Origin of the sequence: Pseudonocardia benzenivorans CB1190, assembly GCF_000196675.2 — a bacterium.
GTDB lineage: Bacteria > Actinomycetota > Actinomycetes > Mycobacteriales > Pseudonocardiaceae > Pseudonocardia > Pseudonocardia benzenivorans.
The window spans coordinates 4,129,334-4,152,065 of record NC_015312.1; the positions used below are offsets into that span (position 1 = coordinate 4,129,334).

The 22,732-nt window shown below is 72.0% G+C and carries 23 protein-coding genes and 1 tRNA gene; 12 read left to right on the forward strand and 12 right to left on the reverse strand.

Translation table 11 applies throughout. The features are described 5' to 3' along the window. Positions 1-69 precede the first annotated feature (69 nt). Positions 70-462: a hypothetical protein gene (locus PSED_RS19420; protein ID WP_013675948.1), complete on the forward strand. Its 393-nt coding sequence runs from the start codon at positions 70-72 to the stop codon at positions 460-462. A gap of 11 nt (positions 463-473) precedes the next feature. On the opposite strand, the gene PSED_RS19425 is transcribed toward PSED_RS19420, so the two are convergent. The 4 genes from PSED_RS19425 to uvrB all read right to left on the reverse strand — a co-directional run bounded on the left by PSED_RS19425 (position 474) and on the right by uvrB (position 4,922). Then, entirely contained in the window at positions 474-896 is a 423-nt protein-coding gene (locus PSED_RS19425) for a VOC family protein (protein WP_013675949.1), read from the reverse strand. 86 nt (positions 897-982) lie between these two features. Next, the gene (locus PSED_RS19430) at positions 983-1,330 is read right to left on the reverse strand and encodes an MmcQ/YjbR family DNA-binding protein (protein ID WP_013675950.1); all 348 of its coding nucleotides are present in this window, start codon (positions 1,328-1,330) and stop codon (positions 983-985) included. A 2-nt stretch (positions 1,331-1,332) separates the two neighbouring features. Beyond that, positions 1,333-2,574: a glycosyltransferase 87 family protein gene (locus PSED_RS19435; protein WP_013675951.1), complete on the reverse strand. Its 1,242-nt coding sequence runs from the start codon at positions 2,572-2,574 to the stop codon at positions 1,333-1,335. Between the two features lie 146 nt (positions 2,575-2,720). After that, a complete protein-coding gene (gene uvrB / locus PSED_RS19440) occupies positions 2,721-4,922 on the reverse strand; it encodes an excinuclease ABC subunit UvrB (RefSeq protein ID WP_013675952.1) in 2,202 nt (733 codons plus the stop codon). An 81-nt stretch (positions 4,923-5,003) separates the two neighbouring features. On the opposite strand from uvrB, the gene PSED_RS19445 reads away from it, so the two are divergent. After that, on the forward strand, positions 5,004-5,504 hold the full coding sequence (locus tag PSED_RS19445) for a ribonuclease FAU-1 family protein (protein WP_013675953.1): 501 nt from the start codon (positions 5,004-5,006) through the stop codon (positions 5,502-5,504). 8 nt (positions 5,505-5,512) lie between these two features. Here the strand turns inward: PSED_RS19445 and PSED_RS19450 are convergent, their stop codons facing one another. The 5 genes from PSED_RS19450 to rpsA all read right to left on the reverse strand — a co-directional run bounded on the left by PSED_RS19450 (position 5,513) and on the right by rpsA (position 10,415). Next, a complete protein-coding gene (locus PSED_RS19450; RefSeq protein ID WP_013675954.1) occupies positions 5,513-6,031 on the reverse strand; it encodes a hypothetical protein in 519 nt (172 codons plus the stop codon). Further along, positions 6,028-6,843: an RNA polymerase sigma factor gene (locus PSED_RS19455; RefSeq protein ID WP_049803450.1), complete on the reverse strand. Its 816-nt coding sequence runs from the start codon at positions 6,841-6,843 to the stop codon at positions 6,028-6,030. Before PSED_RS19455 ends, PSED_RS19450 begins: the two co-directional genes overlap by 4 nt. Before the next feature lie 159 nt (positions 6,844-7,002). Then, entirely contained in the window at positions 7,003-7,908 is a 906-nt protein-coding gene (coaE, locus tag PSED_RS19460; RefSeq protein WP_013675956.1) for a dephospho-CoA kinase, read from the reverse strand. A 16-nt stretch (positions 7,909-7,924) separates the two neighbouring features. Next, complete coding sequence (locus PSED_RS19465) at positions 7,925-8,674, reverse strand: hypothetical protein (RefSeq protein ID WP_041759875.1); 750 nt, start codon at positions 8,672-8,674, stop codon at positions 7,925-7,927. 277 nt (positions 8,675-8,951) lie between these two features. After that, positions 8,952-10,415, reverse strand: coding sequence for a 30S ribosomal protein S1 (gene rpsA / locus PSED_RS19470; protein ID WP_013675958.1), 1,464 nt, complete (start codon positions 10,413-10,415; stop codon positions 8,952-8,954). A gap of 328 nt (positions 10,416-10,743) precedes the next feature. Here rpsA and PSED_RS19475 point away from each other — a divergent pair, with 328 nt between their 5' ends. The 7 genes from PSED_RS19475 to PSED_RS19505 all read left to right on the forward strand — a co-directional run bounded on the left by PSED_RS19475 (position 10,744) and on the right by PSED_RS19505 (position 17,936). Continuing rightward, positions 10,744-11,616, forward strand: a complete 873-nt coding sequence (locus tag PSED_RS19475) for a class I SAM-dependent methyltransferase (RefSeq protein WP_013675959.1) — start codon at positions 10,744-10,746, stop codon at positions 11,614-11,616. 365 nt (positions 11,617-11,981) lie between these two features. Next, positions 11,982-12,437, forward strand: a complete 456-nt coding sequence (locus PSED_RS19480) for a PaaI family thioesterase (protein ID WP_013675960.1) — start codon at positions 11,982-11,984, stop codon at positions 12,435-12,437. 182 nt (positions 12,438-12,619) lie between these two features. Further along, positions 12,620-13,846, forward strand: coding sequence for a branched-chain amino acid ABC transporter substrate-binding protein (locus PSED_RS19485; protein ID WP_013675961.1), 1,227 nt, complete (start codon positions 12,620-12,622; stop codon positions 13,844-13,846). 92 nt (positions 13,847-13,938) lie between these two features. Beyond that, positions 13,939-14,946, forward strand: a complete 1,008-nt coding sequence (locus tag PSED_RS19490; protein ID WP_013675962.1) for a branched-chain amino acid ABC transporter permease — start codon at positions 13,939-13,941, stop codon at positions 14,944-14,946. Further along, complete coding sequence (locus tag PSED_RS19495) at positions 14,943-16,112, forward strand: branched-chain amino acid ABC transporter permease (protein WP_013675963.1); 1,170 nt, start codon at positions 14,943-14,945, stop codon at positions 16,110-16,112. The genes PSED_RS19490 and PSED_RS19495 overlap by 4 nt, the downstream gene beginning before the upstream one ends. A 266-nt stretch (positions 16,113-16,378) precedes the next feature. Further along, positions 16,379-17,236: an ABC transporter ATP-binding protein gene (locus tag PSED_RS19500; RefSeq protein ID WP_143770947.1), complete on the forward strand. Its 858-nt coding sequence runs from the start codon at positions 16,379-16,381 to the stop codon at positions 17,234-17,236. After that, positions 17,223-17,936: an ABC transporter ATP-binding protein gene (locus PSED_RS19505; protein ID WP_013675965.1), complete on the forward strand. Its 714-nt coding sequence runs from the start codon at positions 17,223-17,225 to the stop codon at positions 17,934-17,936. Before PSED_RS19500 ends, PSED_RS19505 begins: the two co-directional genes overlap by 14 nt. 71 nt (positions 17,937-18,007) lie before the next feature. On the opposite strand, the gene PSED_RS19510 is transcribed toward PSED_RS19505, so the two are convergent. Next, positions 18,008-18,637 carry an ANTAR domain-containing response regulator gene (locus PSED_RS19510; protein ID WP_013675966.1) on the reverse strand — a complete coding sequence of 210 codons (630 nt, stop codon included), beginning with the start codon at positions 18,635-18,637 and terminating at the stop codon, positions 18,008-18,010. 148 nt (positions 18,638-18,785) lie between these two features. Here PSED_RS19510 and PSED_RS19515 point away from each other — a divergent pair. Further along, positions 18,786-18,862: transfer RNA gene (locus PSED_RS19515), tRNA-Leu, on the forward strand. A gap of 657 nt (positions 18,863-19,519) precedes the next feature. After that, positions 19,520-20,770, forward strand: coding sequence for a right-handed parallel beta-helix repeat-containing protein (locus PSED_RS19520; RefSeq protein ID WP_158511330.1), 1,251 nt, complete (start codon positions 19,520-19,522; stop codon positions 20,768-20,770). A gap of 7 nt (positions 20,771-20,777) precedes the next feature. Here PSED_RS19520 and PSED_RS35345 read toward each other — a convergent pair whose 3' ends face one another. Beyond that, a complete protein-coding gene (locus PSED_RS35345) occupies positions 20,778-20,912 on the reverse strand; it encodes a hypothetical protein (RefSeq protein WP_013675968.1) in 135 nt (44 codons plus the stop codon). Beyond that, the gene (locus tag PSED_RS19525; protein WP_013675969.1) at positions 20,909-21,883 is read right to left on the reverse strand and encodes a glycosyltransferase; all 975 of its coding nucleotides are present in this window, start codon (positions 21,881-21,883) and stop codon (positions 20,909-20,911) included. Before PSED_RS19525 ends, PSED_RS35345 begins: the two co-directional genes overlap by 4 nt. Positions 21,884-22,031: 148 nt before the next feature. On the opposite strand from PSED_RS19525, the gene PSED_RS19530 reads away from it, so the two are divergent. Next, positions 22,032-22,694 carry a response regulator gene (locus PSED_RS19530; RefSeq protein ID WP_013675970.1) on the forward strand — a complete coding sequence of 221 codons (663 nt, stop codon included), beginning with the start codon at positions 22,032-22,034 and terminating at the stop codon, positions 22,692-22,694. The last annotated feature ends 38 nt before the right edge of the window (positions 22,695-22,732 follow it).

A 22,732-nucleotide genomic window follows, 5' to 3' on the forward strand; every position in this document is an offset into this window, starting at 1 on the left:
CGACCCGTCACGGGCCCGCCTGCCACGGCCTACCCGTCACCCCCGCCTTCGACACCGAGGAGAGACACCGTGCCCACCCTGCGCTGGACCCGCTACCCCGCCGCCGCCTCGCACACCGGACCGGTCGTCGTCATGGCGTCGCGTTTCCGGGTGCGCGGGTTCCGCCACGTCGTCCCCTTCCTGCGCGACGCGATGCGGGTCCGGGCCCAGGTCGCGCGCACACCGGGAGCGGTCGGCATGTCGCTCGTCGCGCATCCGCTGCGTCGCGAGTTCGCGACGCTCTCGGCATGGACGAGCCGCGAGGCCGTCGACGGGCTCGTCCGCGCCGAGCCGCACCGCTCGGTGATGCGTCGCCACGCCGCGGCCATGGCGGACTCACGCTTCGTGTTCTGGGAGACCGACGCGGCCGACCTCCCGATCGACCCGGCCGACGCCCACGCCCGGCTCGCGGAACCGGCGTGAGCGCCCGGGCCTCACTGCAGGCAGAACTCGTTGCCCTCCGGGTCGCGCATCACCAGGCACCAGCCGGCGGGCTCGTCGACCTCGCGCAGGAAGGTCGCGCCGGCCCGCTCCAGCGTCGCGCGGTGCGCGGCCGCAGCAGCCTTGCGGTCCTCGGCGCCGGCCCCGACGTTCACGTCGAGATGCACGCGGTTCTTCGCCGTCTTGTCCTCGGGCACCTTCTGGAAGAACAGGCGCGGCCCGGCACCGTCGGGGTCGACGAGCGCGGACGCGCGGTCGTGCTGCTCCTCCGGGATCCCGATCGTCACCAGGAACGACGGCCAGTCGTCGAAACCGGGCGGTGGCGGCTGCACGACGTAGCCGAGCGCGAGCGCCCAGAACTCCGCGAGCCGGGCGGGATCGCGGGCGTCGAATGTGATCTGCACTCCGATGGCCATGGGCCCATCCTGGCCCCGGGGTCCGACAGTTCCGGAGCCTCGGCAGGATCCGGCCGTATCGGGACGACCCGGGCGCGCAGCGGCGGTCAGACCGGCCGCTTCGACCGCGGCAGCTTCGCGACGACCGCGTCGTAGCTGGCGTCGACAAGCTCGCGGAGCTCGTCGTCGGGGATCGCGCCCGCCGCCGCGTCGAGGTCGATCGAGTTCCAGCCGTGGCGCCCGATGTAGGCCATGATCGTCACCGCCTCCGGGTAGCGCTCGCGCAGCTCGGCGGCCTCGTCGGCGTCGCGCCCGCACTTCACGCCGAGACCGCCCCCGCCGAGGAACGCGAAGATCTTCCCGCCGACCTTGGCGACGAGGTCGCCCTCCCACGGCTCGTCCTCGCTGGCACCAGGCTTGGCCAGGGCGTAGGCGACGAGCTCGGGATGGTCCACGGTCAGTCCTCGGCCGCCGGCCCGGCGACGGTCGCGCGCTCGCGTCGCGGACCGTAGTGCCACCAGCCGACGGCCAGCAGCACCACCGCGACGATCACGTACGACGCCCCGGCCAGCTGCTCCCAGCCGTTCCAGTGCAGCTCGCGCCCGTCGTCGTGCGGGAGGAACCGGAACGGTGCGACGTAGAAGGCCACCAGCAGGACCGCCGACACCGCGGCCCAGCCCGCGGAGCGACCACGCAGGGCGTGGGCGATCGTCACGACGAGCGCCGGCGCGATCCAGACCCAGTGGTGCGACCACGACGTCGGCGACACGAGCAGCGCGAACGCACCGGTCACGACGAGCGCGAGCGGCCGGTCGGCCCGCCGGATCACCGGCACCACCAGCACGAGCAGGACCAGCGACGCGAGCGCCCAGATCGCGGTGAGCGCGAACCCGCTGACGCCCATCCGCGCCAGCACCGCCTGGATGGTCTCGTTGGTGTAGAAGACCGACCCGCTCACGCCGGAGGCCGGGCCGCCGAACCAGTAGCGCGCCGACGCCGCGGGGTCGACGAGGAAACCCAGCCCCGTCGCGGCGGCCGCGGTCACCGCGGCCACCGCGGCCGACCGGTAGTCGCGGCGCAGCAGGAAGAACAGCACGAACGCCGCGGGGGTCAGCTTGATGGCCGCCGCGATGCCGACGAGCAGCCCCCGGGGCCATCGGGTGCGCACCGTGAGGCAGTCGACCGCGACCAGCGCCATCAGCACGATGTTGACCTGGCCGAACTCGAACGTCTGCAGGACGGGTTCGATCCAGAGCGCGAGGGGCACCGCCAGCGAGGCCGCCGCGAGCGCACCGCTGCGGCCGCCGGCGGGCCACGCCCGCAGCGCGACGACGTAGAGCGTCACCGCCAGGCTCGCGAACGACACGACGAACAGCGACACCCACGCGACGGTCCAGGGCACGAGCGCCAGCGACGTCAGCACCATCGCCGCGAACGGCGGGTAGATGAACGGCAGCGCGAGGCCGCTGACCGTGGGCGGCAGCGGCCCGTACATGTCCCCGCCGGCCAGCCAGGTGTCGACGCCGATCCGGTAGACCTCGAGGTCGATGTGGTAGCCGTGCGTGTGCAGCAGCAGCGCCGTCAGCGCCACCGCGAGCATCGGCACCGTGACGACGAAGGTCGACCTCGGAACCGTCAGACGCGTGCGCAGCACCCTGGTGAGGGCAGCCGCGGCCGTCGGCATGCTCGAGACGGTCACACGGGTCCTCCGGCCGGTAACGCAGTGCTGGTCACGCCTCACGGTAGCCAAGCGCGTCGGCGCCCGGTCGCACGGGGCGAGCAACGCGCCGCGCCCCGTCACCGGAGTACCCGTCGAGCGACGCGCCACGCCGCCCGCGGCGGGAGTCAGCGGATGCCGGCCGCGTCCATCCCCCGCATCTCCTTCTTCAGGTCGGCGATCTCGTCGCGCAGCCGCGCGGCCAGCTCGAACTGCAGGTCGCGCGCCGCGGCGAGCATCTGGTCGCTCATCTGCTGGATGAGGTCGGCCAGTTCGGCCCGCGGCATGCTCTTGGTGTCGCGGCCCGCGACGATCCCCGAGCTCGCCGACGCCGTCGCGCGGCCGGGCTCACCCGCCGCCCGCTTGCCCCGGGACTGGTTGCGCCCCGAGCCGCCGACCGGGACCTCGCCGTCCTCGGCCTCGCGGTACACCTGGTCGAGGATGTCGGCGATCTTCTTGCGCAGCGGCTGCGGGTCGATCCCCTTCTCCGTGTTGTAGGCGATCTGCTTGGCGCGCCGGCGGTCGGTCTCGTCGATGGCGTGCTGCATCGACTCCGTGACCGTGTCGGCGTACATGTGCACCTGGCCCGACACGTTGCGGGCCGCACGCCCGATCGTCTGGATCAGCGACGTGCCCGACCGCAGGAAGCCCTCCTTGTCGGCGTCGAGGATCGCGACCAGCGACACCTCCGGCAGGTCGAGCCCCTCGCGCAGGAGGTTGATCCCGACCAGCACGTCGTACTCGCCGGTGCGCAGCTGGCGGAGCAGCTCGACGCGGCGCAGCGTGTCGACCTCCGAGTGCAGGTACCGCACCCGGATGCCCAGCTCCAGCAGGTAGTCGGTGAGGTCCTCGGCCATCTTCTTGGTCAGCGTCGTGACCAGGACGCGCTCGTCGCGCTCGGTGCGCAGCCGGATCTCGTGGACCAGGTCGTCGATCTGACCCTTGGTCGGCTTGACGACGACCTCGGGGTCGACCAGGCCGGTCGGCCGGATCACCTGCTCGACGAACTCCCCGCCCGTGCGGGAGAGCTCGTAGGCGCCCGGGGTGGCCGACAGGTAGACGGTCTGGCCGATCCGGTCGGCGAACTCCTCCCAGGTCAGCGGCCGGTTGTCGACGGCCGACGGGAGCCGGAAGCCGAACTCGACCAGGTTGCGCTTGCGGGACATGTCGCCCTCGTACATGCCGCCGATCTGCGGCACCGTCACGTGCGACTCGTCGATCACGAGCAGGAAGTCGTCCGGGAAGTAGTCGAGCAGCGTCGCGGGTGCCGACCCCGCGGCCCGGCCGTCGATGTGCCGGGAGTAGTTCTCGATGCCCGAGCAGAAGCCGACCTGCCGGATCATCTCGATGTCGTACTGGGTGCGCATCCGCAGCCGCTGGGCCTCGAGCATCTTGCCCTGGCGCTCCAGCTCGGCGAGCCGCTCCTCGAGCTCGGCCTCGATGTCGCGAACGGCGCGCTCCATCCGCTCCGGGCCCGCGACGTAGTGCGTGGCCGGGAAGATGCGGACCGTGTCGACCTGGCGGATGACGTCGCCCGTCAACGGGTGCAGGTAGTACAGCGCCTCGATCTCGTCGCCGAAGAACTCGATGCGGATCGCGAGCTCCTCGTACGCCGGGATGATCTCGACCGTGTCGCCCCGCACCCGGAACGTGCCGCGGGCGAACGCCATGTCGTTGCGCGTGTACTGCACGTCGACCAGTGCGCGCAGCAGCGCGTCGCGCTCCACCTCGGAGCCGACGTCGAGCTGCACCGAGCGGTCGAGGTAGGACTGCGGGGTGCCCAGGCCGTAGATGCACGACACCGACGCGACCACCACGACGTCACGGCGCGACAGCAGGTTCTGCGTCGCGGAGTGCCGCAGCCGCTCCACGTCGGAGTTGATCGACGAGTCCTTCTCGATGTAGGTGTCGGTCTGCGCGATGTACGCCTCGGGCTGGTAGTAGTCGTAGTAGGAGACGAAGTACTCGACGGCGTTGTGCGGCAACATCTCCCGCAGCTCGTTGGCCAGCTGCGCGGCCAACGTCTTGTTCGGCGCCATCACCAGCGTGGGCCGCTGGACGCGCTCGATCAGCCATGCCGTGGTGGCCGACTTGCCGGTGCCGGTGGCGCCGAGCAGCACCACGTCCTGCTCACCCGCCCGCAGCCGGCGCTCCAGCTCGTCGATCGCCGCGGGCTGGTCGCCCGCGGGCTCGTACTCGCTGACCACCTCGAAGCGCCCGCCGGTGCGCGGGATGTCGCCGACCGGGCGGTGCTCGGAGTGCGCCACCGGCATGCCCTGCCGGATGTGCTTGTCGGCGGCGCTGCCGGGGACCTCTGTCGCGAATGCCACGGATCCAGACTACGAGCCCACACCGACGATTTCCCGTGCGCGACGGGCGGCGGCGGCGCGCGGCTCTGGGAGGATCGGCCCGTGCACCCGCCGAAGACCCAGACCTTCGACGTCGACGCCGCCGTCAACACCGACACCAAGGGCATCGTGCGGGAGGTCCACAAGTACCGCGAGGAGCCGTTCGGGCTGTACATGAGCCGCGCGGTCGTCAACCGCCCGAGCGCGACCTGGATCCGGCAGTGGCTGCTGCCCGACCTGGGGATCGCCGTGGCGGTCTGGGACTGGGCCCCGGGCCATGTCCGCGACCAGGACTTCTACCTCGACATCGCGCGCATCGACCGGGCCGGCGGGCGCTGGACGATGACCGACCTCTACCTCGACGTCGTCGTGCGCTCGGGGCGGTCGTCGGAGGTGATCGACGTGGACGAGTTCGTCGACGCCGTGGCCACAGGGGTCCTCACGCCCGCGCTCGCCGAGTACGGGATGCGGCGCGCCTACACGACGGTCGCCGCCCTCGCGGCGCACGGCCACGACCTCGGGGCGTGGCTCGCGACGGAGGGCATCACGCTCAGCTGGGACTGACGCGGACCCTAGCTCGTAGGCGAGTCGGCAGCGCCCTCGAGGGGATTCGTCACTGGGCGGGTCGCGGTCGCGGTCGATCGGCGGGTCGTCGGCGGGGCCGCGGTGGTCGTCACCGGCGGAGCCACGGTCGTCGTGACCGGGGGCGCGACCGTCGTCGGCTTCACCGTCGCGGTCCGGGGCACGACCTTGGTCGTGGTCCGCGGTGCCACCCGGGTCGGCGCCTTCGTGGTCGTCGTCGTGGTCGTCGGCGGGGCCGAGGTCGCCGCGCCGGGCGGCGCGAGCACCGCACCCGCCGGCAGCGGCCCGCCGGGCGCGGGGACCGAGTCGGGCTGCGACGCCTGCGCGACGGCGGTGATCCCGCCGAGCGCGCCGACCGTGATGACGGCGGCCGCGGCGGCGGTGCTGGCCCGGTTGAGCCGGCCGGCGCGGCGGATGACGTCGTCGACCGACGGGAGGGTCACCCCGGCGGCGAGCTCGTCGTCGAGGCGGCGGAACTCCTCGGTGACGACGCGGAGCGGGTCGGTCACGGCGTCTCCCCTGCGTGTGCACCGAGGATGTCGAGGAACACGTCGCCCATGTCCTCGGTGACGGCCAGTCGGGCGCGGGTCAGCCGCGCCTCGATCCTGCGTGCGGGCCTGTGTTCGATCTCGGCGATCTCCTGCACCGGCATGCCGACCATGTGGTGCAGCACCACGGCGCGCCGTTCGGCGGGCGAGATCCGGTGCAGCGCACCGACGAGCGACGCGGCCCTGGGCGCCATGGTCTCGATCTCCGGCGGCCGCCTGCGGCGGGCCACCCGCCCGACCAGCGCGCTCCAGCTGCGCATCGACGTCGACACCGCGACGCGGCGCACCCAGTCGGCGGGGTCGCCGCGACCGACGAGCTCACCCCACTTGCGCCAGGCGCGCGCGTAGGCCTCCTGGACGAGGTCGTGCGCCTGCCCGGCGTCGAGCGTGATCGCGTAGAGCTGCGCGACCAACCGCGGGTAGTGCGCCTCGAGGTGGCGCCCGAACTCGGCGCGCTGCTGCCCGACCGGGGCGTACGACGTCTCCTGCTCGGCGTCGGCCGGGTCGTACCCGTCGCCGGAGCCGTACCCGTTGTCGCCGTACTCGTCGGTGCCGTACCCGTAGGCGTCGTCGGTGCCGTAGCCGTATCCGTCGGCCCCGTAGGCGTCGGCCCCGGGGCCGGCGTCACCGCCCCGGTCCTGCGCCGCGGGTGTGAATCGGGTGGCGTCGTCGACGCCGTCGGGTTCGGGGCCGCCCGGGTCCGTTGCGGGACGCCGCGAAGGATCCCCGGGGTCAGAGCGATGCTCCACGAGGGCGCTCACGACCTTGGTCATCCCTTTCGTCTGGGCATCGGACCGCACGCACGACGGGGGAGCCGGCGCGTTCCGACACTCCTGCATCGACCGTGGTCTCGATCCTGTTACAACGGCCGGAAAGCCGGGCCATCGTATCCGGGGAGCGACCGCCGGACCGACGCCCCCCACCGGCGCGGGTCATCCGGCGCGCCCGGACGTGCGCACCCGGGCAGGCAGTCCGGGATCGGCGGAGGCCCAGCCGCCGTCGCCGTCGGGCACGAACCCGCGACGCGCGAACGCCTCGGCGAGGGCGGGTGCCGCGGGGTCGGTGAGCCTGACCCGCAGCTCGACGACGCCGTCGCCCGCCGGCGACACCGCAGGCTCGACGTCGCCGCTCTCCCCCACCGCCGCCCGGACCCGGGCGAGGAGCCGCGCGGCCGCGGCGGCGTCGTCCTCGTCGCCGGCGGCGCCGGCGGCACCGACCGCCGGACGGCCGGCGACCAGGTTGTCGCGGAACGGGACGAGCCGTCCGGTCCAGAGCGCGTCGACCCGGGCGTGCAGGTCCGCGGCGCTACCGGAGTTGTCGAGGAGCACGTCCGCCGCAGCCCGACGCTGCGCGTCGCCCGCCTGCGCGCGGATGCGGGCCCGCGCGTCGTCCTCCGCCATGCCGCGGCTGCCGACGAGGCGCTCGACACGGACCTCCTCGTCGGCGTGCACGACGACGACCAGCGCGAAACCCGCGCCCATTCCGCCCTCGACGAGCAGCGGCACGTCCTGGACGACGATCGCGTCCGACGGCGCGGCCGCGACCTGCGCCGCCGAGCCGGCCCGCACGAGCGGGTGCACGATGGCGTTGAGCCGGTCGCGGGCGGCCGGGTCGGCGAAGACGACCGCGGCCATCCGGGGTCGGTCGAGCTCGCCGTCGGCGCCGACGACCTCCGGCCCGAACGCCTCGACGATGCGCGCCAGGCCCTCCGACCCGGCGGCGACGACCTCGCGCGCGATCCGGTCCGCGTCGACCAGCACGGCGCCCAGCGCGACGAGCCGGCTCGCGACCGTCGACTTCCCCGATCCGATCCCGCCGGTCAGCCCGACACTCAGCACCCGGCCACGTTACCGATCACCGGTGGCGGGCTCCCGCGGCGGTGTCACGCGCGACGGAGGCCGTGGTGGCGGGCGGCTGGGGCACGTCGGCCGGCGGCGCCGTCGTGACGGGCGGCATCGTCGCGACGAGCGTCGGGATCATGCGCTTGGCCAGATCGACGAGGACGTCCTGCGGGGGACGGCCGCCACCCTGCTCGGGCGGCAGGACGAACGTGAGGGTGTCGAGCCGGTAGCACACCAGCAGCGTGGTGCCGGTGGGGCGGGAGACGAGCACCGCGGTCGCGTCGCCGATCGTGAGGTCCGACGAGGTGGCACCGCCCCGCTCCAGGTCGGAGTTGAGCTGCCACTGGCTGCGGGCGGCGTTCTCGTCGGTGAAGCGGCCGATGTTGACGTCGACGAGCTTGGTCAGCGCGTTGCCGGTGCGGACGTCGGAGTTGCTGTAGGTGCAGGCGATCCGCTCGGTGCGGCCCACGGACGGGGCCGGGACCCCGCGGATCGTGTTCACGACGACGGTCCCGACGGGCTGCGCGAAGAGCGCGCCGAGGTCGTCGGGCGACATGAGGACGGAGCAGTCGTCGGGCAGGCCGGTCTTCTTCGCCGCGCCGTCGGTCCCGGCGGTCGCCGAGGCGGACGTGGCGAACGTGGGCACGGGCAACGTGTCCGGCCCGGACGGTCCACGTGCGCAGCCCGTCACACCCACCAGGAGGACCGAACCCAGGAACACGGCGCCCGCAGTGATCAGTTGCCGACGCTGTGTGTCACGCACCCGGGTGACGTTAGGAGCATTCCAAGATCAACGCACCAGACGCGCCCGGCCGATCGTCGATAGCCGCCCAATCGTGACCGGATCTTTCGTTGGCGAACATTCTGTCCCGCAGGAGGTTGCGACGATCGGGCGCTACCCCACGGCCGCACGGCAGACGGGCCACCGCGATCACCGCCACGCACGACGACGAACGGCCCCGGCGACCGTGAGGTCACCGGGGCCGTTCGGCTGGTCGTCGGACGGTCACCGGGCGGGAGACCCGCCGGGCGACCGACGATCACGCTCCGCCGGAGAGCTTCTCCCGCAGCGCGGCGAGCTGCTCGTCGCTGGCCAGCGAGCCGCCGGACTCGGCCGGCTCCCCACCCTGCGAGGAGTAGTTGGTGCCGCCGCCGTCGGCCGCCGCCTCGGCGTCGGCCTCCGCGGTCTTCTTGATCTGCGCGATGTGCTGCTCGTACCGCGCGTGCGCCTCGGCGTACTCCTTCTCCCAGGCCTCACGCTGCGACTCGAAGCCCTCGCGCCACTCGCCGGAGTCGACGTCGAAACCCTCGGGGTAGATGTAGTTGCCCTGGTCGTCGTACTCGGCGGCCATGCCGTAGCGGGTCGGGTCGAACTCGGTGTCGACCGTCATGCCCTCGTTGGCCTGCTTGAGCGACAGCGAGATGCGGCGCCGGTCGAGGTCGATGTCGATGACCTTGACCATGGCGTCGTCGCCGACCTGGACGACCTGCTCCGGGATCTCGACGTGGCGCTCGGCCAGCTCCGAGATGTGGACCAGGCCCTCGATGCCCTCCTCGACGCGGACGAACGCGCCGAAGGGGACCAGCTTGGTGACCTTGCCCGGGACGATCTGGCCGATCGCGTGGGTCCGGGCGTACAGGCGCCACGGGTCCTCCTGCGTCGCCTTGAGCGACAGCGAGACCCGCTCGCGGTCGAGGTCGACGTCGAGGACCTCGACGGTGACCTCCTGGCCGACCTCGACGACCTCGGAGGGGTGGTCGATGTGCTTCCAGGACAGCTCGGAGACGTGCACCAGACCGTCGACGCCGCCGAGGTCGACGAACGCACCGAAGTTGACGACCGAGGAGACGACACCCTTGCGCACCTGGCCGCGGGCCAGCTGGTTGAGGAACTCGCTGCGGACCTCGGACTGGGTCTGCTCGAGCCACGCCCGGCGGGACAGGACCACGTTGTTGCGGTTCTTGTCCAGCTCGATGATCTTGGCCTCGATCTTGCGGCCGACGTAGGGCTGCAGGTCGCGCACGCGGCGCATCTCGACCAGCGAGGCCGGCAGGAAGCCCCGGAGCCCGATGTCCAGGATCAGGCCGCCCTTGACGACCTCGATGACCGTGCCCTCGACCGGCTCGTCGGCCTCCTTGAGGGCCTCGATCGTGCCCCAGGCGCGCTCGTACTGTGCGCGCTTCTTGGACAGGATCAGACGGCCCTCCTTGTCCTCCTTCTGGAGAACGAGGGCCTCGACGAACTCGCCGACCTCGACGACCTCTGCGGGGTCGACGTCGTGCTTGATCGACAGCTCCCGCGAGGGGATGACGCCCTCGGTCTTGTAGCCGATGTCGAGAAGGACCTCGTCACGGTCGACCTTGACGATGGTGCCCTCGACGATGTCGCCATCGTTGAAGTACTTGATCGTCTGGTCGATGGCGGCGAGGAAGTCCTCCTCCGACCCGATGTCGTTGACGGCGACCTGCGGCGTGGTCGGGGCGGCGGTGGTGTCGGTGGACATGTAGTGGGTTGCTCCGGTGCTGGATTGCGGCGTGGTCCTGATGACCTGGTTGTCGGTGTGTAGCTGTGACGTTGTAGCTGTCACCCTTTGGATCGTCGATGGGTCTCGCAGATCATGCTCGATGGTGCTGACGCCGCGGCGGGCGGTACCCGGGCAAGGGCCCTGCGGTGTCCGCCGCGTTGACCACGGTGTGTGGTTCATGCTACGCGGCGCCCGGATATCGGGGCAATGCGGGTCCCCCCGGACGAGGCCTGACTAGCTGGGACGATGTGCCCGTGCGGACACTACTGCCGGTACCCGCGAGCCAGGCATCCGCCGGTGACGCCCCGTGAGCGACGGTGAACAGGACGTGAGTGCGGCCACGCCCCGCGCGCCGGGCGCCTCGGCCGAGGCACTGCTCGGCACCGCCGGGATCGCGCGGCGCGGCGTCGGTTCGGCGGAGTCGCAGCGGGCGAGCCGGGCGTGGTGGGACGCCGACGCCGACGACTACCTCGCCGAACACCGCGCCGACATCGGCGACGTCGACTTCGTGTGGTCCCCGGAGGCGCTGCGGGAGGCCGACGCCCGGCTGCTCGGCGACGTCGCCGGACGCCGGGTCCTCGAGGTCGGGTGCGGGTCGGCGCCGTGCTCGCGGTGGCTCGCGACACAGGGCGCTCGGCCCGTCGCACTCGACCTGTCCGGCGCGATGCTGCGGCACGCCCGCGCCGCGGGCGAGGCGACCGGTGTCCCGGTCCCCCTCGTCCAGGCCGGGGCCGAGCGGCTGCCGTTCGCCGACGCCTCGTTCGACCTCGCGTGCTCGGCCTACGGCGCGGTCCCGTTCGTCGCCGACCCGCGCCGGGTGATGCAGGAGGTGGCGCGGGTGCTGCGGCCGGGAGGGCGCTGGGTGTTCGCGGTCAACCACCCGATGCGCTGGGTGTTCCCCGACGATCCCGGCCCCGACGGCCTCACCGTCGGGCAGTCGTACTTCGACCGCACCCCCTACCTGGAGGTCGACGACGCCGGGGCGGCCACCTACGTCGAGCACCACCGCACGATCGGCGACCGGGTGCGGGACATCGTCGCGGCCGGGCTGGTGCTCGACGACATCGTCGAGCCCGAGTGGCCCGAGGGCCACGAGCGCGTGTGGGGACAGTGGTCCCCGTTGCGCGGCAGGCTCTTCCCCGGCACCGCGATCTTCGTGACGCACCGTCCCGGCGGTTGACCGGGCGGGGCCCGTCGGGGTCTCTGCCGGGATCGGCGGCATGACCGACGTGCCCGACGTGACGTGGCGGTAGGCCACGCGTTGGCGTGCCCGGCGCGAGCTGTTGTGCGGCAACGGATCCGCCGACGTCGTCGGAGATCGCCCGCACGCCGGGCGGCATCGCACGCGCAGGTGCCCGCCCCGGCCCGGCGGCCTGCGCGCCAACGCCGACGCCCTCGTCGACGTCCGGGTGGACGGGGAGGGCGGCTCCGTCGCGGCGCCGCCGACGCCGACGAGCCGGCCGCGACCACGACTCCCCCGGCGCGGCGACCGGCGCGGCGACCGCGGTGATCACGACGGCGGCACCCCCCGCGTAGGGTCCCGCCGTGCCGATCGATCCCGCGGAGCTCGCCGCGCTGCCGAGCATCGACGCCGCCGAGCTGCTCTCCACCCGGATGGGCATCGAGCTCGTGTCGCTGTCGCTGGAGGAGGTCGTCGGGCGGATGCCCGTCGCCGGCAACAAACAGCCGTTCGGCCTCCTGCACGGGGGCGCGAACGGCGTACTGGCCGAGACGCTGGGGTCGACACTGTCGGCGCTGCACGCCCTGCCGGACCGCTTCCCCGTCGGCCTCGAGCTCGCGTGCACCCACCACCGGTCCGCGACGAGCGGGTGGGTCACCGGCACCGCGCGACCGCTGCACGTCGGCCGCAGCACCTCCACCTCGGAGATCGTGATCACGGACGATTCGGGCAGCCGTGTCGCGACCGCCCGGCTGACGTGTCTGCACCGCGACACCCGGCCCGATCCGGGCCCCTCCGGACGATCGGGTCCGACCGCTTGATCCCCGCCGGACGGAGGTAACGGCCGTCGCCCGAGTCCCGATCACGACTTGGACACAACAGTCCGGCGCGAACTGTCCAGCTCGCAGGGGGCGGGACTAGCTTTCGCGCCTATGCCTCGCCCGTTCGTGGCGGGGCCGAGGCCAGCCTGACGCCCGGGGGGTGCAGGTGCGAGGAGGTCAACGTGGCTAGAGCAAGGCGCATCGCAGCGGTCGCGAGCGGGGCGGTTCTTGCCGTCGTGCTCGCGGGCTGTGCTGCCAACCAGGGGGCGAGCACCGACTCCGGCGCCGCGTCCGCCAGTGCCGACATCCCGGCGGTGACGACCCTGCCCGTGCCGCCGGACGCGCAGAAGCCTGCCGGCAACGGCCAGGCGACCTGCAGCGGCGTGAGCATCGCGTTCGCCGGTGCGCAGTCCGGCGGCAACGCGCAGCTGGGCATCAACATCCTCAACGGCGTCCAGCTCGCCATCAACCAGCACAACCAGGCGAACCCGAACTGCCAGGTGACCCTGAAGAAGTTCGACACCGAGGGCGACCCGGGCAAGGCGCCCGGCATCGTCACCCAGGTCACGAGCGACTCCGACATCATCGGCGTCGTCGGGCTGCCGTTCTCGGGTGAGTCGAAGGCGACCGGCGCGATCTTCGAGCAGGCCGGCCTGGTGCACCTGACACCGTCGGCGACCAACCCGACGCTCACGCAGAACGGCTGGACGACGTTCTTCCGCGCCCTGGGCAACGACAACGTGCAGGGCCCGGCCGCCGCGAAGTTCATCACCGGCAAGCTCGGCGCCAAGAAGGTCTGCGTCATCCAGGACGACTCCGACTACGGCATCGGCCTGGCCAACGCGACCAACCAGGCGCTCGGTGCCGTCGCGGCCGACTGCCAGGACAAGGTCACCACGGGTCAGAAGGACTTCTCGGCCGTCGCCAGCAAGGTGATCGCGGCCAAGCCGGACGCGGTCTTCTACTCCGGCTACTACGCCGAGGGCGCCCCGCTCGACCAGCAGCTGGTCACCAAGGGCTTCACCGGCAAGTTCGTCGGCCCCGACGGCGTCAAGGACGACAAGTTCATCCAGCAGGCGGGCGACGCGTCGAACAACGCGTTCTTCACCTGCCCCTGCGTCCCGGGTGAGCTGCTGCCCGACTTCGCCAGCGCCTACCAGGGCGTGAGCGGCGGGTCCGCCCCCGGCACGTACTCGCTCGAGGGCTACGACTCGACGACGATCCTGCTGCGCGGCATCGACTCCGGCATCAAGGACCGGGCGGCGCTGAAGGACTACGTCAAGAACTACGACGCCGACGGGTTCAGCAAGCACTTCAAGTGGGACTCGACCGGCGAGCTCGCGACCACCGCCGTCTACGGCTACAAGGTCGACAACGGCAAGATCGTCTACATCGGAACGATCGGCTGACACGGCCATCACATCAGTACGACACTCTCGGGCATGCCCGCCGATGACCTCACGGGTCGTCGGCGGGCATGCCCGTCGCACATGAGGGACGTGTGCCCGTGATCTCGACAATCGTGCTCGCCCAAGGCCCCGACTGGATCCAGTTCGATGTCGAGGCCTTCGTGAGCCAGTTCTGGAGCAACACCATCGACGGGCTCGCGTACGGCTCGATCTACGCGCTGGTCGCGATGGGCTACACGATGGTCTACGGCGTGCTGCAGCTGATCAACTTCGCGCACTCCGAGGTCTTCATCGTCGGCGCCTACGCGGTGTTCTTCGTGCTCTCCGCGCTGGGCTTCGGCCCGTCGGCACCGAACCTGAGCGTCGCCGCCCTGGTCGGCGACCTCGTCCTCGCGATGCTCGTCGCCATGCTCGTCTCCGGGCTCGTGGCGGTCGCCCTCGAACGGGTGGCCTACCGGCCGTTGCGCCGTCGCAACGCGCCGCGGCTGGCGTTCCTCATCACCGCGATCGGTGCGTCGTTCGCCATCCAGTACGCGCTCTTCGCCTGGCGTGGCGCCAACCCCGAGCCGGCCGTGATCATGTTCCGGCCGAAGCCGGTCTTCGAGATCTTCGGCGCGACCATCGACAGCCAGCAGCTCGTCATCTTCGGCGCCGCCATCGTGCTGATGATCATCACGGACATGTTCGTGAACCGGACCCGGCTCGGGCGCGGCCTGCGCGCCGTCGCCCAGGACCCCGACACCGCGACGCTGATGGGCGTCAACAAGGAACGGGTCATCGTGCTGACCTTCCTCATCGGAGGCATCCTCGCCGGCGCCGCGGCGCTGTTCTACGTCATGAAGGTGCCCGCGGGCGTCCAGTTCAACGGCGGCTTCATCCTCGGCATCAAGGCCTTCGCCGCGGCCGTCCTCGGCGGCATCGGGAACATCCGCGGGGCCCTGCTCGGCGGCCTGTTGCTCGGCGTCATCGGCAACTACGGTCAGACGCTGCTGGGCAACGCCCAGTGGACCGACGTCGTCGCGTTCGTCGTACTGGTGGGCATCCTGATGATCCGCCCGACGGGCATCCTCGGCGAGTCCCTCGGGAGGGCGCGGGTATGACGACCTCTTCGACCTCGCCGAAGACCGGCACCGCGAGCGAGGCCACCCCCACCACGGGCCGCGGCTGGTTCTTCGGGCTGGGCGACCAGTGGAACAGCCTGCCGCGGCCGCAGCAGTGGGCGTGGCTCGTCCCGGTGGTCGTGCTGATCTACGCGCTCCCGCTGCTCAACCCGCCGCTGCTCACCACCGAGCCGGGGACCAACTTCCCGCTCGCGCTGTTCGACGTCGCGCGGTTCGCGCTCATCGCGATCGGGCTCAACGTCGTCGTCGGCCAGGCGGGCCTGCTCGACCTGGGCTACGTCGGCTTCTTCGCGATCGGCTCCTACGTCGCGGCGCTGCTGACCAGCCCGGACTCCGTGCTGTGGCACATCCCGTACCTGTGGACGCTGCCGCTGGCGATGGCCGTGACGATGGTGTTCGGCCTCATCCTCGGCGCGCCCACGCTGCGGCTACGCGGGGACTACCTGGCGATCGTCACGCTCGGGTTCGGTGAGATCGTCCGGCTCCTCGCGACGATCGTCGAGCCCCTCAAGGGCCAGGTCGGCTTCCAGAGCGTCGGCCACCCGCCGGGCACCAACTCCGAGGGCAACGCGATCTTCGCCGTCTCCAACGGCACACCCTGGTACTGGCTGTGCGTCACGATCACGATCATCGTCCTGTTCCTCGTCGGAAACCTGGAGCGCAGCCGCGTCGGCCGGGCGTGGGTCGCCATCCGCGAGGACGAGGACGCCGCCGAGATCATGGGCGTGGCCACGATCCGCTTCAAGCTGTGGGCATTCGTGATCGGTGCGGCCATCGGCGGGCTGTCCGGCGCGCTGTTCGCCGGGCAGATCGGCTTCGTCAACAACCAGAAGTTCGACGTGCCGACGTCGGTGCTGTTCCTCGCGGCCGTCGTCCTCGGCGGGTCGGGCAACAAGGTCGGCGTCATCCTGGGTGCGTTCGTCGTGTCCTACATCCCGAACAGGTTCGTCGAGCTCGCGGCGTACAAGTACCTGATCTTCGGCGTCGCGCTCATCGTGCTGATGATCTTCCGGCCGCAGGGTCTGCTCGGCGCCCGCCAGCGGCTGCTCGCCTACGGGCGGCAGGCGTACCTGCGGATCGTCGGCAAACCCGAGCAACTCAGTTCGGACAGCTCGCTGAAGGGCGAGGGGGACCGGATCTCATGACCGAGCCGACAGGCGACGACCGGCGCGACCCCGCCGCCCCGGATCCCGGCACCGAGCGGGCCTCCGGCACGGAGCGGATCGGCAGGCACGCCGCCGACGCGACCCCCGCGGGCACCGCCGCGCACACCGAGGGCGGCGTCGAGCTCGACGAGCAGACCCGCGAGGAGGCCGTCCAGCGGGCCGACGAGCACACCGAGCACCTCGCCGCCGAGGGCCCGGGCCTCGTCCCCGACGGCGAGGGCAGCATCGTCGAGCAGCTCGCCCACATGACGGCGGAGGAGCTCGCCGAGCGCGAGGCCGAGGTCGCGGAGGTGGTCGCGCCCGACCGCGACATCGCCGTCGAGGTCGGCGACACCCTGCTGAGCATGGACGCGGTCACGATGCGCTTCGGCGGCCTCGTGGCGCTCGACGCGGTGTCCTTCGACCTGAAGCGCGGCGAGATCCTCGGGCTCATCGGGCCCAACGGTGCCGGCAAGACGACGTGCTTCAACGCACTCACCGGCGTCTACCGGCCCACGTCGGGTCAGGTCCGGCTCGAGGGCCAGCCCCTCGGGCGCCGGTCACGGCACCAGATCACGCGCCTGGGCATCGCGCGCACGTTCCAGAACATCCGCCTCTTCGGCGAGATGACCGCGCTGGAGAACGTCGTCGTCGGGGCGGACGCCCGGCACCGCACGAGCGTCGTCGGTGCGCTGCTGCGGCTCCCCCGCCACCACCGCGAGGAGCGGCAGGCGATCGACCGGGCCATGGCCCTGCTGGAGTTCGTCGGCATCGCGCACAGGGCCGCCGACAAGGCGCGCAACCTGCCCTACGGCGACCAGCGGCGGCTGGAGATCGCGCGGGCGCTGGCGACCGAGCCCAAGCTGCTGTGTCTCGACGAGCCGGCCGCCGGGTTCAACCCCGCCGAGAAGGACAACCTCATGGGGTTGATCCGCAAGATTCGCGACGACGGCTACACGGTCCTGCTCATCGAGCACGACATGCGGCTGGTCATGGGCGTCACCGACCGGATCGTCGTGCTCGAGTTCGGGCGCAAGATCGCCGAGGGGCTGCCCTCCGAGATCCGGGAGAACCCGGCCGTGATCGCCGCCTACCTGGGGGTGCCCGACGATGCCACTGCTTGAGCTGAACGACGTCTGCGCCCACTACGGCCGGATCCAGGCCCTCGACGGCATCACCCTGACCGTCGAGGAGGGCGAGGTCGTCACGCTGATCGGGGCCAACGGCGCCGGCAAGACGACGACCATGCGCGTGATCTCCGGGATCCGTCCCGTCTCGTCGGGCAAGCTGCTCTTCGACGGCGACGACATCAAGTCGCTACGCGCCGACCTGCGCGTCGTGCGTGGCATCTCCCAGTCCCCCGAGGGCCGCGGCGTGTTCCCGGGCATGACGGTGCTCGAGAACCTCGACATGGGCGCCTACACGCGCAAGGACCGCAAGTCGTTGGGCGCCGACCTCGACCGGGTCTTCTCGCTGTTCCCGCGGCTCGCGGAGCGGCGCACCCAGGCCGGGGGCACCCTGTCCGGCGGTGAGCAGCAGATGCTCGCCATCGGCCGCGCGCTGATGGCCAAGCCCCGGCTGCTGCTGCTCGACGAGCCGTCGATGGGCTTGGCGCCGCAGTTCATCGCCCAGATCTTCCGGATCATCACCGAGATCAACGAGCAGGGCACCACGGTCCTGCTCGTCGAGCAGAACGCCCAGCAGGCGCTCAGCCGCGCCGACCGCGCGTACGTGATCGAGACCGGACGGATCGTGAAGGCCGGGACGGGCGCGGAGCTGCTCGCCGACCCGGCGATCAAGGAGGCCTACCTCGGCGTGGCCTGAGGCCGTGACGCACGACGCCCCGGCGGCTCCTGGTGGGCCGCCGGGGCGTCGTCGTCGCCACGGGGTACGGGTCAGCGCGCTTCGGCGAGGCCCTCGACCACTGCCTCGGCGACCGCCTTCATCGTCGTGCGCCGGTCCATCGCGGTGCGCTGGATCCAGCGGAACGCCTCGGGCTCGCTCATGTTCTGCTTGCTCATGAGCAGGCCCTTCGCCCGGTCGACGACCTTGCGGGTCTCCAACCGGTCCGACAGCGTCGCGACCTCGTCCTCCAGCGCCTTCTTCTCGGCGAACCGGGAGACGGCCAGCTCGATCGCCGGTACCAGCTCGTGCCGGGCGAACGGCTTGACCAGGTAGGCCATCGCGCCCGCGTCGCGCGCCCGCTCGATGAGGTCGCGCTGGCTGAACGCGGTGAGCATCACGACGGGAGCGATGCGCTCCTCGACGATGGTGCCCGCCGCCTCGATACCGTCCTTCTTGGGCATCTTGATGTCCATGATCACCAGGTCGGGCCCGAGGCTGCGGGCCAGCTCGACCGCCGCCTCGCCGTCGCCCGCCTCACCCGCGATCTGGTAGCCCTCCTCGGTGAGCATCTCGGTGAGATCGAGACGGATGAGCGCCTCGTCCTCGGCCACGAGCACTCGCCAGCCCGGGGCGGGTCCGGCCGCCTCGGCGGCGTCGTCCTCGGAAACCTGCTGAGCCACCGGGGTCTCTCCTTCGAACGGTTGGGGCGACTGAGAAGGGGCAAGGCTACCGGGATAAGCTCGTGACCCGGACGACGATCTCCGTTTCGTGGGCGGAGACACGTCGCCGGACCCCCGCCGGCGCCCCGGCGGACGGTCGTGCGGTCAGGCCCCCGTAGCCCAATCGGCAGAGGCAGCGGACTCAAAATCCGCCCAGTGTGCGTTCGAGTCGCACCGGGGGCACCACGAACCAGATCGCGCCGTCCGGCCCGCCCTGCCCGCGGCGCCCGCACCTCGTCCGCCCGGCCGGGTGGCTCGCGCACCGCAGCGACCGTGAGCGCTCGTCGGCCCGGCGCGGGAACGAGCGCGGCACCGCTCGGCCCGCCGAGGCTCGGCCCTCGGCCCCCGGCCCTCGGCCCTCGGCACCGCAACGCCCGGCCCGCAGCGCCGCTCGGTCCGGTGCCGCGCTCGGCCCGTGGCGCCGCGCAGACCACGGACACCGCTGCGCCCGCGGCAGAGCCCCGGCCCTCGGCACCTCCGGACGAGGGTCCCGCCGTGCGGCCGAGCCGTGCCGGAGCCGGCGCTCGGCGGTGCTGTTCCCGAGCGCGGCCGACGGCCGGCGACGTCCGGTGGGCCGTTCGGTTGGCGACCGTCACGGTGAACCGCCTCGGCATCCGGGTGGTGCAGGCACAAACGGCGACCTGCGCGGATCGCGCCGTTCTTCACCCGTTCGTCGGCCAACCTCGAGGCCTCTCGCTGCCACGACCACCCACATGCACCCCGTTCGTCACGATCTCGGCGAGACGCTCGGTAACGCAATGGTCACGAGTGGCCGAAGATACCCGCGCAGTCCCGCTCCCCCACGCGACTGAAAGCGGATTGAAGGAAATGACCTCACACCGAGTGGCTACCCCTGTGCGCCGACGATGGTCGCGCGCCCGTCGCCGGCAGACGTTCGTCGCCGCGGCCGTGCTCGCGATCGGAGCCGGCTTCGCCATCCACGGCGTCGCCTCCGCGGCGCCGCAGACGCTCAGCGTCGGAGGCGGATCGTCGTACAAGACGATCCAGTCGGCGCTCAACGCCGCCAAGCCCGGCGACACCGTCGAGGTGTCGGCCGGGACCTACCCCGAGGCGTTGAAGTTCCCCACCAGCGGCACCTCCACCGGCTGGATCACGTTGCGCAGCAAGGCCGGTGCCAAGGTCGTCGTCGACGGCCGCAACAGCCTCAAGAGCGGCAACGGGCTCGTCAGCCTCGACGGGCGCTCCTACATCCGGATCTCCGGGCTGACGATCACGAACTCCCCGACGCACGGCATCTACGGCACCAACGCGTCGAACATCCAGATCTCGCAGACCGAGGTGTCCAACACTCGCAACGGCGGGCTCGTGCTGCTCAACGGCGCCAACGCCGTCATCGACGGCAACAACGTGCACCACACCAACCAGGCCGGGACGTCGGCGTCGAACGAGGCCGTCAGCCTCGTCAACTACGACACGGTCGACATCAAGAACAACCAGGTGCACGACAACGGCGAGGAGGGCATCGACGTCAAGTACGAGACCCGCAACGCCCAGGTGCACGGCAACCGCGTCTACAACAACCGCGGACCGAACATCTACGCCGACTCCGTGCACGACGTGAAGATCTTCGACAACGTCGTGACCGGCGCGACGAACTCCAGCAAGCCCGGGATCCTGATCGCCGTCGAGTCGTACTCGCCGACGAAGAAGTTGGCCCGCGTCGACGTCTACAACAACGTCCTGACCGGCAACGCCGGCGGCGGGATCGGGTTGTGGAAGGAGGGCGGCGGCACGATGTCGGACATCCACATCACCAACAACGTGGCCTACGCCAACAAGCGGGCCGGGATCGTGTTCAGCACCAGCGGGTTCAGCGGCACGAACGTCATCCGCAACAACATCCTGACCGGCAACCCCTCGCCGATCAGTGGCGGCACCGGCGGCTTCACCGTCGACCACAACCTGACGACGGGCGACCCGAAGTTCGTCGACGCCGCGGCCGGTGACTTCCACCTGCAGGCGGGCTCCCCCGCGATCAACGCGGGCGTGGGCACCCTCGCGGTGGCCGTCGACGCTGCGGGCATCGCCCGACCCAAGGGCGGCGCGTTCGACCTGGGCGTCTTCGAGCGCTGACGCACGCTCAGCCGAGCCCGACCCGCGCGCGGTCGCCGCGGCCCAGCCGTTCCAGGGCCGCGACGACCGCGCCGGCGCCGTCGTCCCCGGCGATGCGCTCGGCGAGCCTGGCCGCCGCCCGGCGCATCTCGGGCCGGGTCACGGCCGTGGTGATCCGGCAGGCGAGCGCCTCGGCACCACGGCCGCCGTCCGCGGGAAGAGCCAGGAATGCGGCACGTCGTCGACGACGAGGACGTCGTCCCCCGCGACCTCGAGACGCGCCCACCCCCGGCCCACGACCGCGCGGGTTCCGCTGCGCCGCAACGCCTCCGCGAGGATCGACGACAGCCGTTCCCCCTGTCCCGGGCCCACGGACCCGAACCCGACGTAGACCGGCGCGGGCCCGGCCTGCAGGAACGCGGCGAGATCGGCGGGCGGCTCCCAGGAGTCGGGGACGTACGGGTACCAGTAGCCGACGACCTCGAGCCCGGGCCGCCAGTCCACCGGGCGCGGCAGCACGTGCGGGCTCCACCCGTGCCACACCGGCCACCGGGTCACGCGCAACCGGCGCAGCGACGCGACGGGCGACCGCCGGGGCAGGCCCATCACCGCGCGGACGTGCGCACTCGCCCGGTGGAACGGCGTCGTCGACAGCCGCGCGAGCTCGCCCGCCACCAGGTTCCCGGCCGGGCCGAGCGACCGCGCGGTGTGGAACAGGACCGGCGGGAACGCCCGGGTCGGCTCGACCGGCCGGCTGAACAGCCCCGCACTCGGGATGGCGTGGCCCTCGGCGACGTCGACACCGAACTGTGCCGTCATGGTGACCAGCAGGACGTCGGCGTGCGCGGCCGCCTCGACGAGGTCGTCGGCCGCGCCGCAGAGGTACGTCGTCATCGCCTCGGCCTGCTCGGCGAGGAACCGCAGCGAGCTCCGCGGGCCGGTGCCGAGGTCCGCGATCGTGCGCGCGTCGCCCGCCAGGCGGCGGAACGCGACACCGCCCACACGCACGGTCTGCTCGAACTCCGGGTTCGCGGCGACGGTGACCTCGTGGCCCGCGGAGGCCAGCCGGCGCCCCAGCCCGACGAATCCCACGACGTCCCCTCGCGACCCCGGCGCGGCGATCAGCACCCGCACGACATCCCCTCCCCGCGGGTCCTGCGGTCGGCCGCGGACCCACCTCGACACCCGACGCCCGCCGACACTGCTGAATCGGACGGTGCCGGACGATGCCGTCCGGCCCGTTCCTCGGTACGTTCAGTGTCCGCTCGACGAGGAGGTCGTGGTGGGCATCTCCGTGTTCCTGGTCGACGACCACGAGATTGTCCGGCGCGGCGTCGCGCACCTGCTCGACGCCGAACCCGACATGGATGTGGTCGGTGAGGCCGCGTCGGCCACGGAGGCGCTGGCGCGCATCCCCGCGGCGCACCCGGACGTCGCGATCCTCGACGTGCGGCTGCCCGACGGCGAGGGCATCAGCGTCTGCCGCGAGGTCCGGTCGATGCTCGACCCCCCGCCCGCGTGCCTGATGCTCACCTCCTACAGCGACGACCAGGCGCTGTTCGGCGCGATCGTCGCGGGCGCGGCCGGCTATCTGCTGAAGGACGTGGCCGGGACCAACCTCGTCGGGGCCGTCCGCACCGCCGCCGCGGGCGGCAGCCTCATCGACCCGGAGACCGCGGCCCGGGCGCTCGAACGGCTGCGGACGCCCGAGGACCCGCGCTACGAGTCCCTCTCGCCACAGGAACGCCGGATCCTCGACCTCATCGCGACGGGCCTGACCAACCGGCAGATCGGGGCGGAGCTGTTCCTCGCGGAGAAGACCGTCAAGAACTACGTGTCGTCGCTGCTGCACAAGCTCGGCTTCGCCCGCCGGACCGAGGCCGCGGTCTACGCCGCCAGCCGTCGGCGCGCGGGACGCCCCCCGGCGCCACCGCCGCAACGCTGACCCGGCGCGCTACCCCGCGCGATCCGCCCCGACCGGAC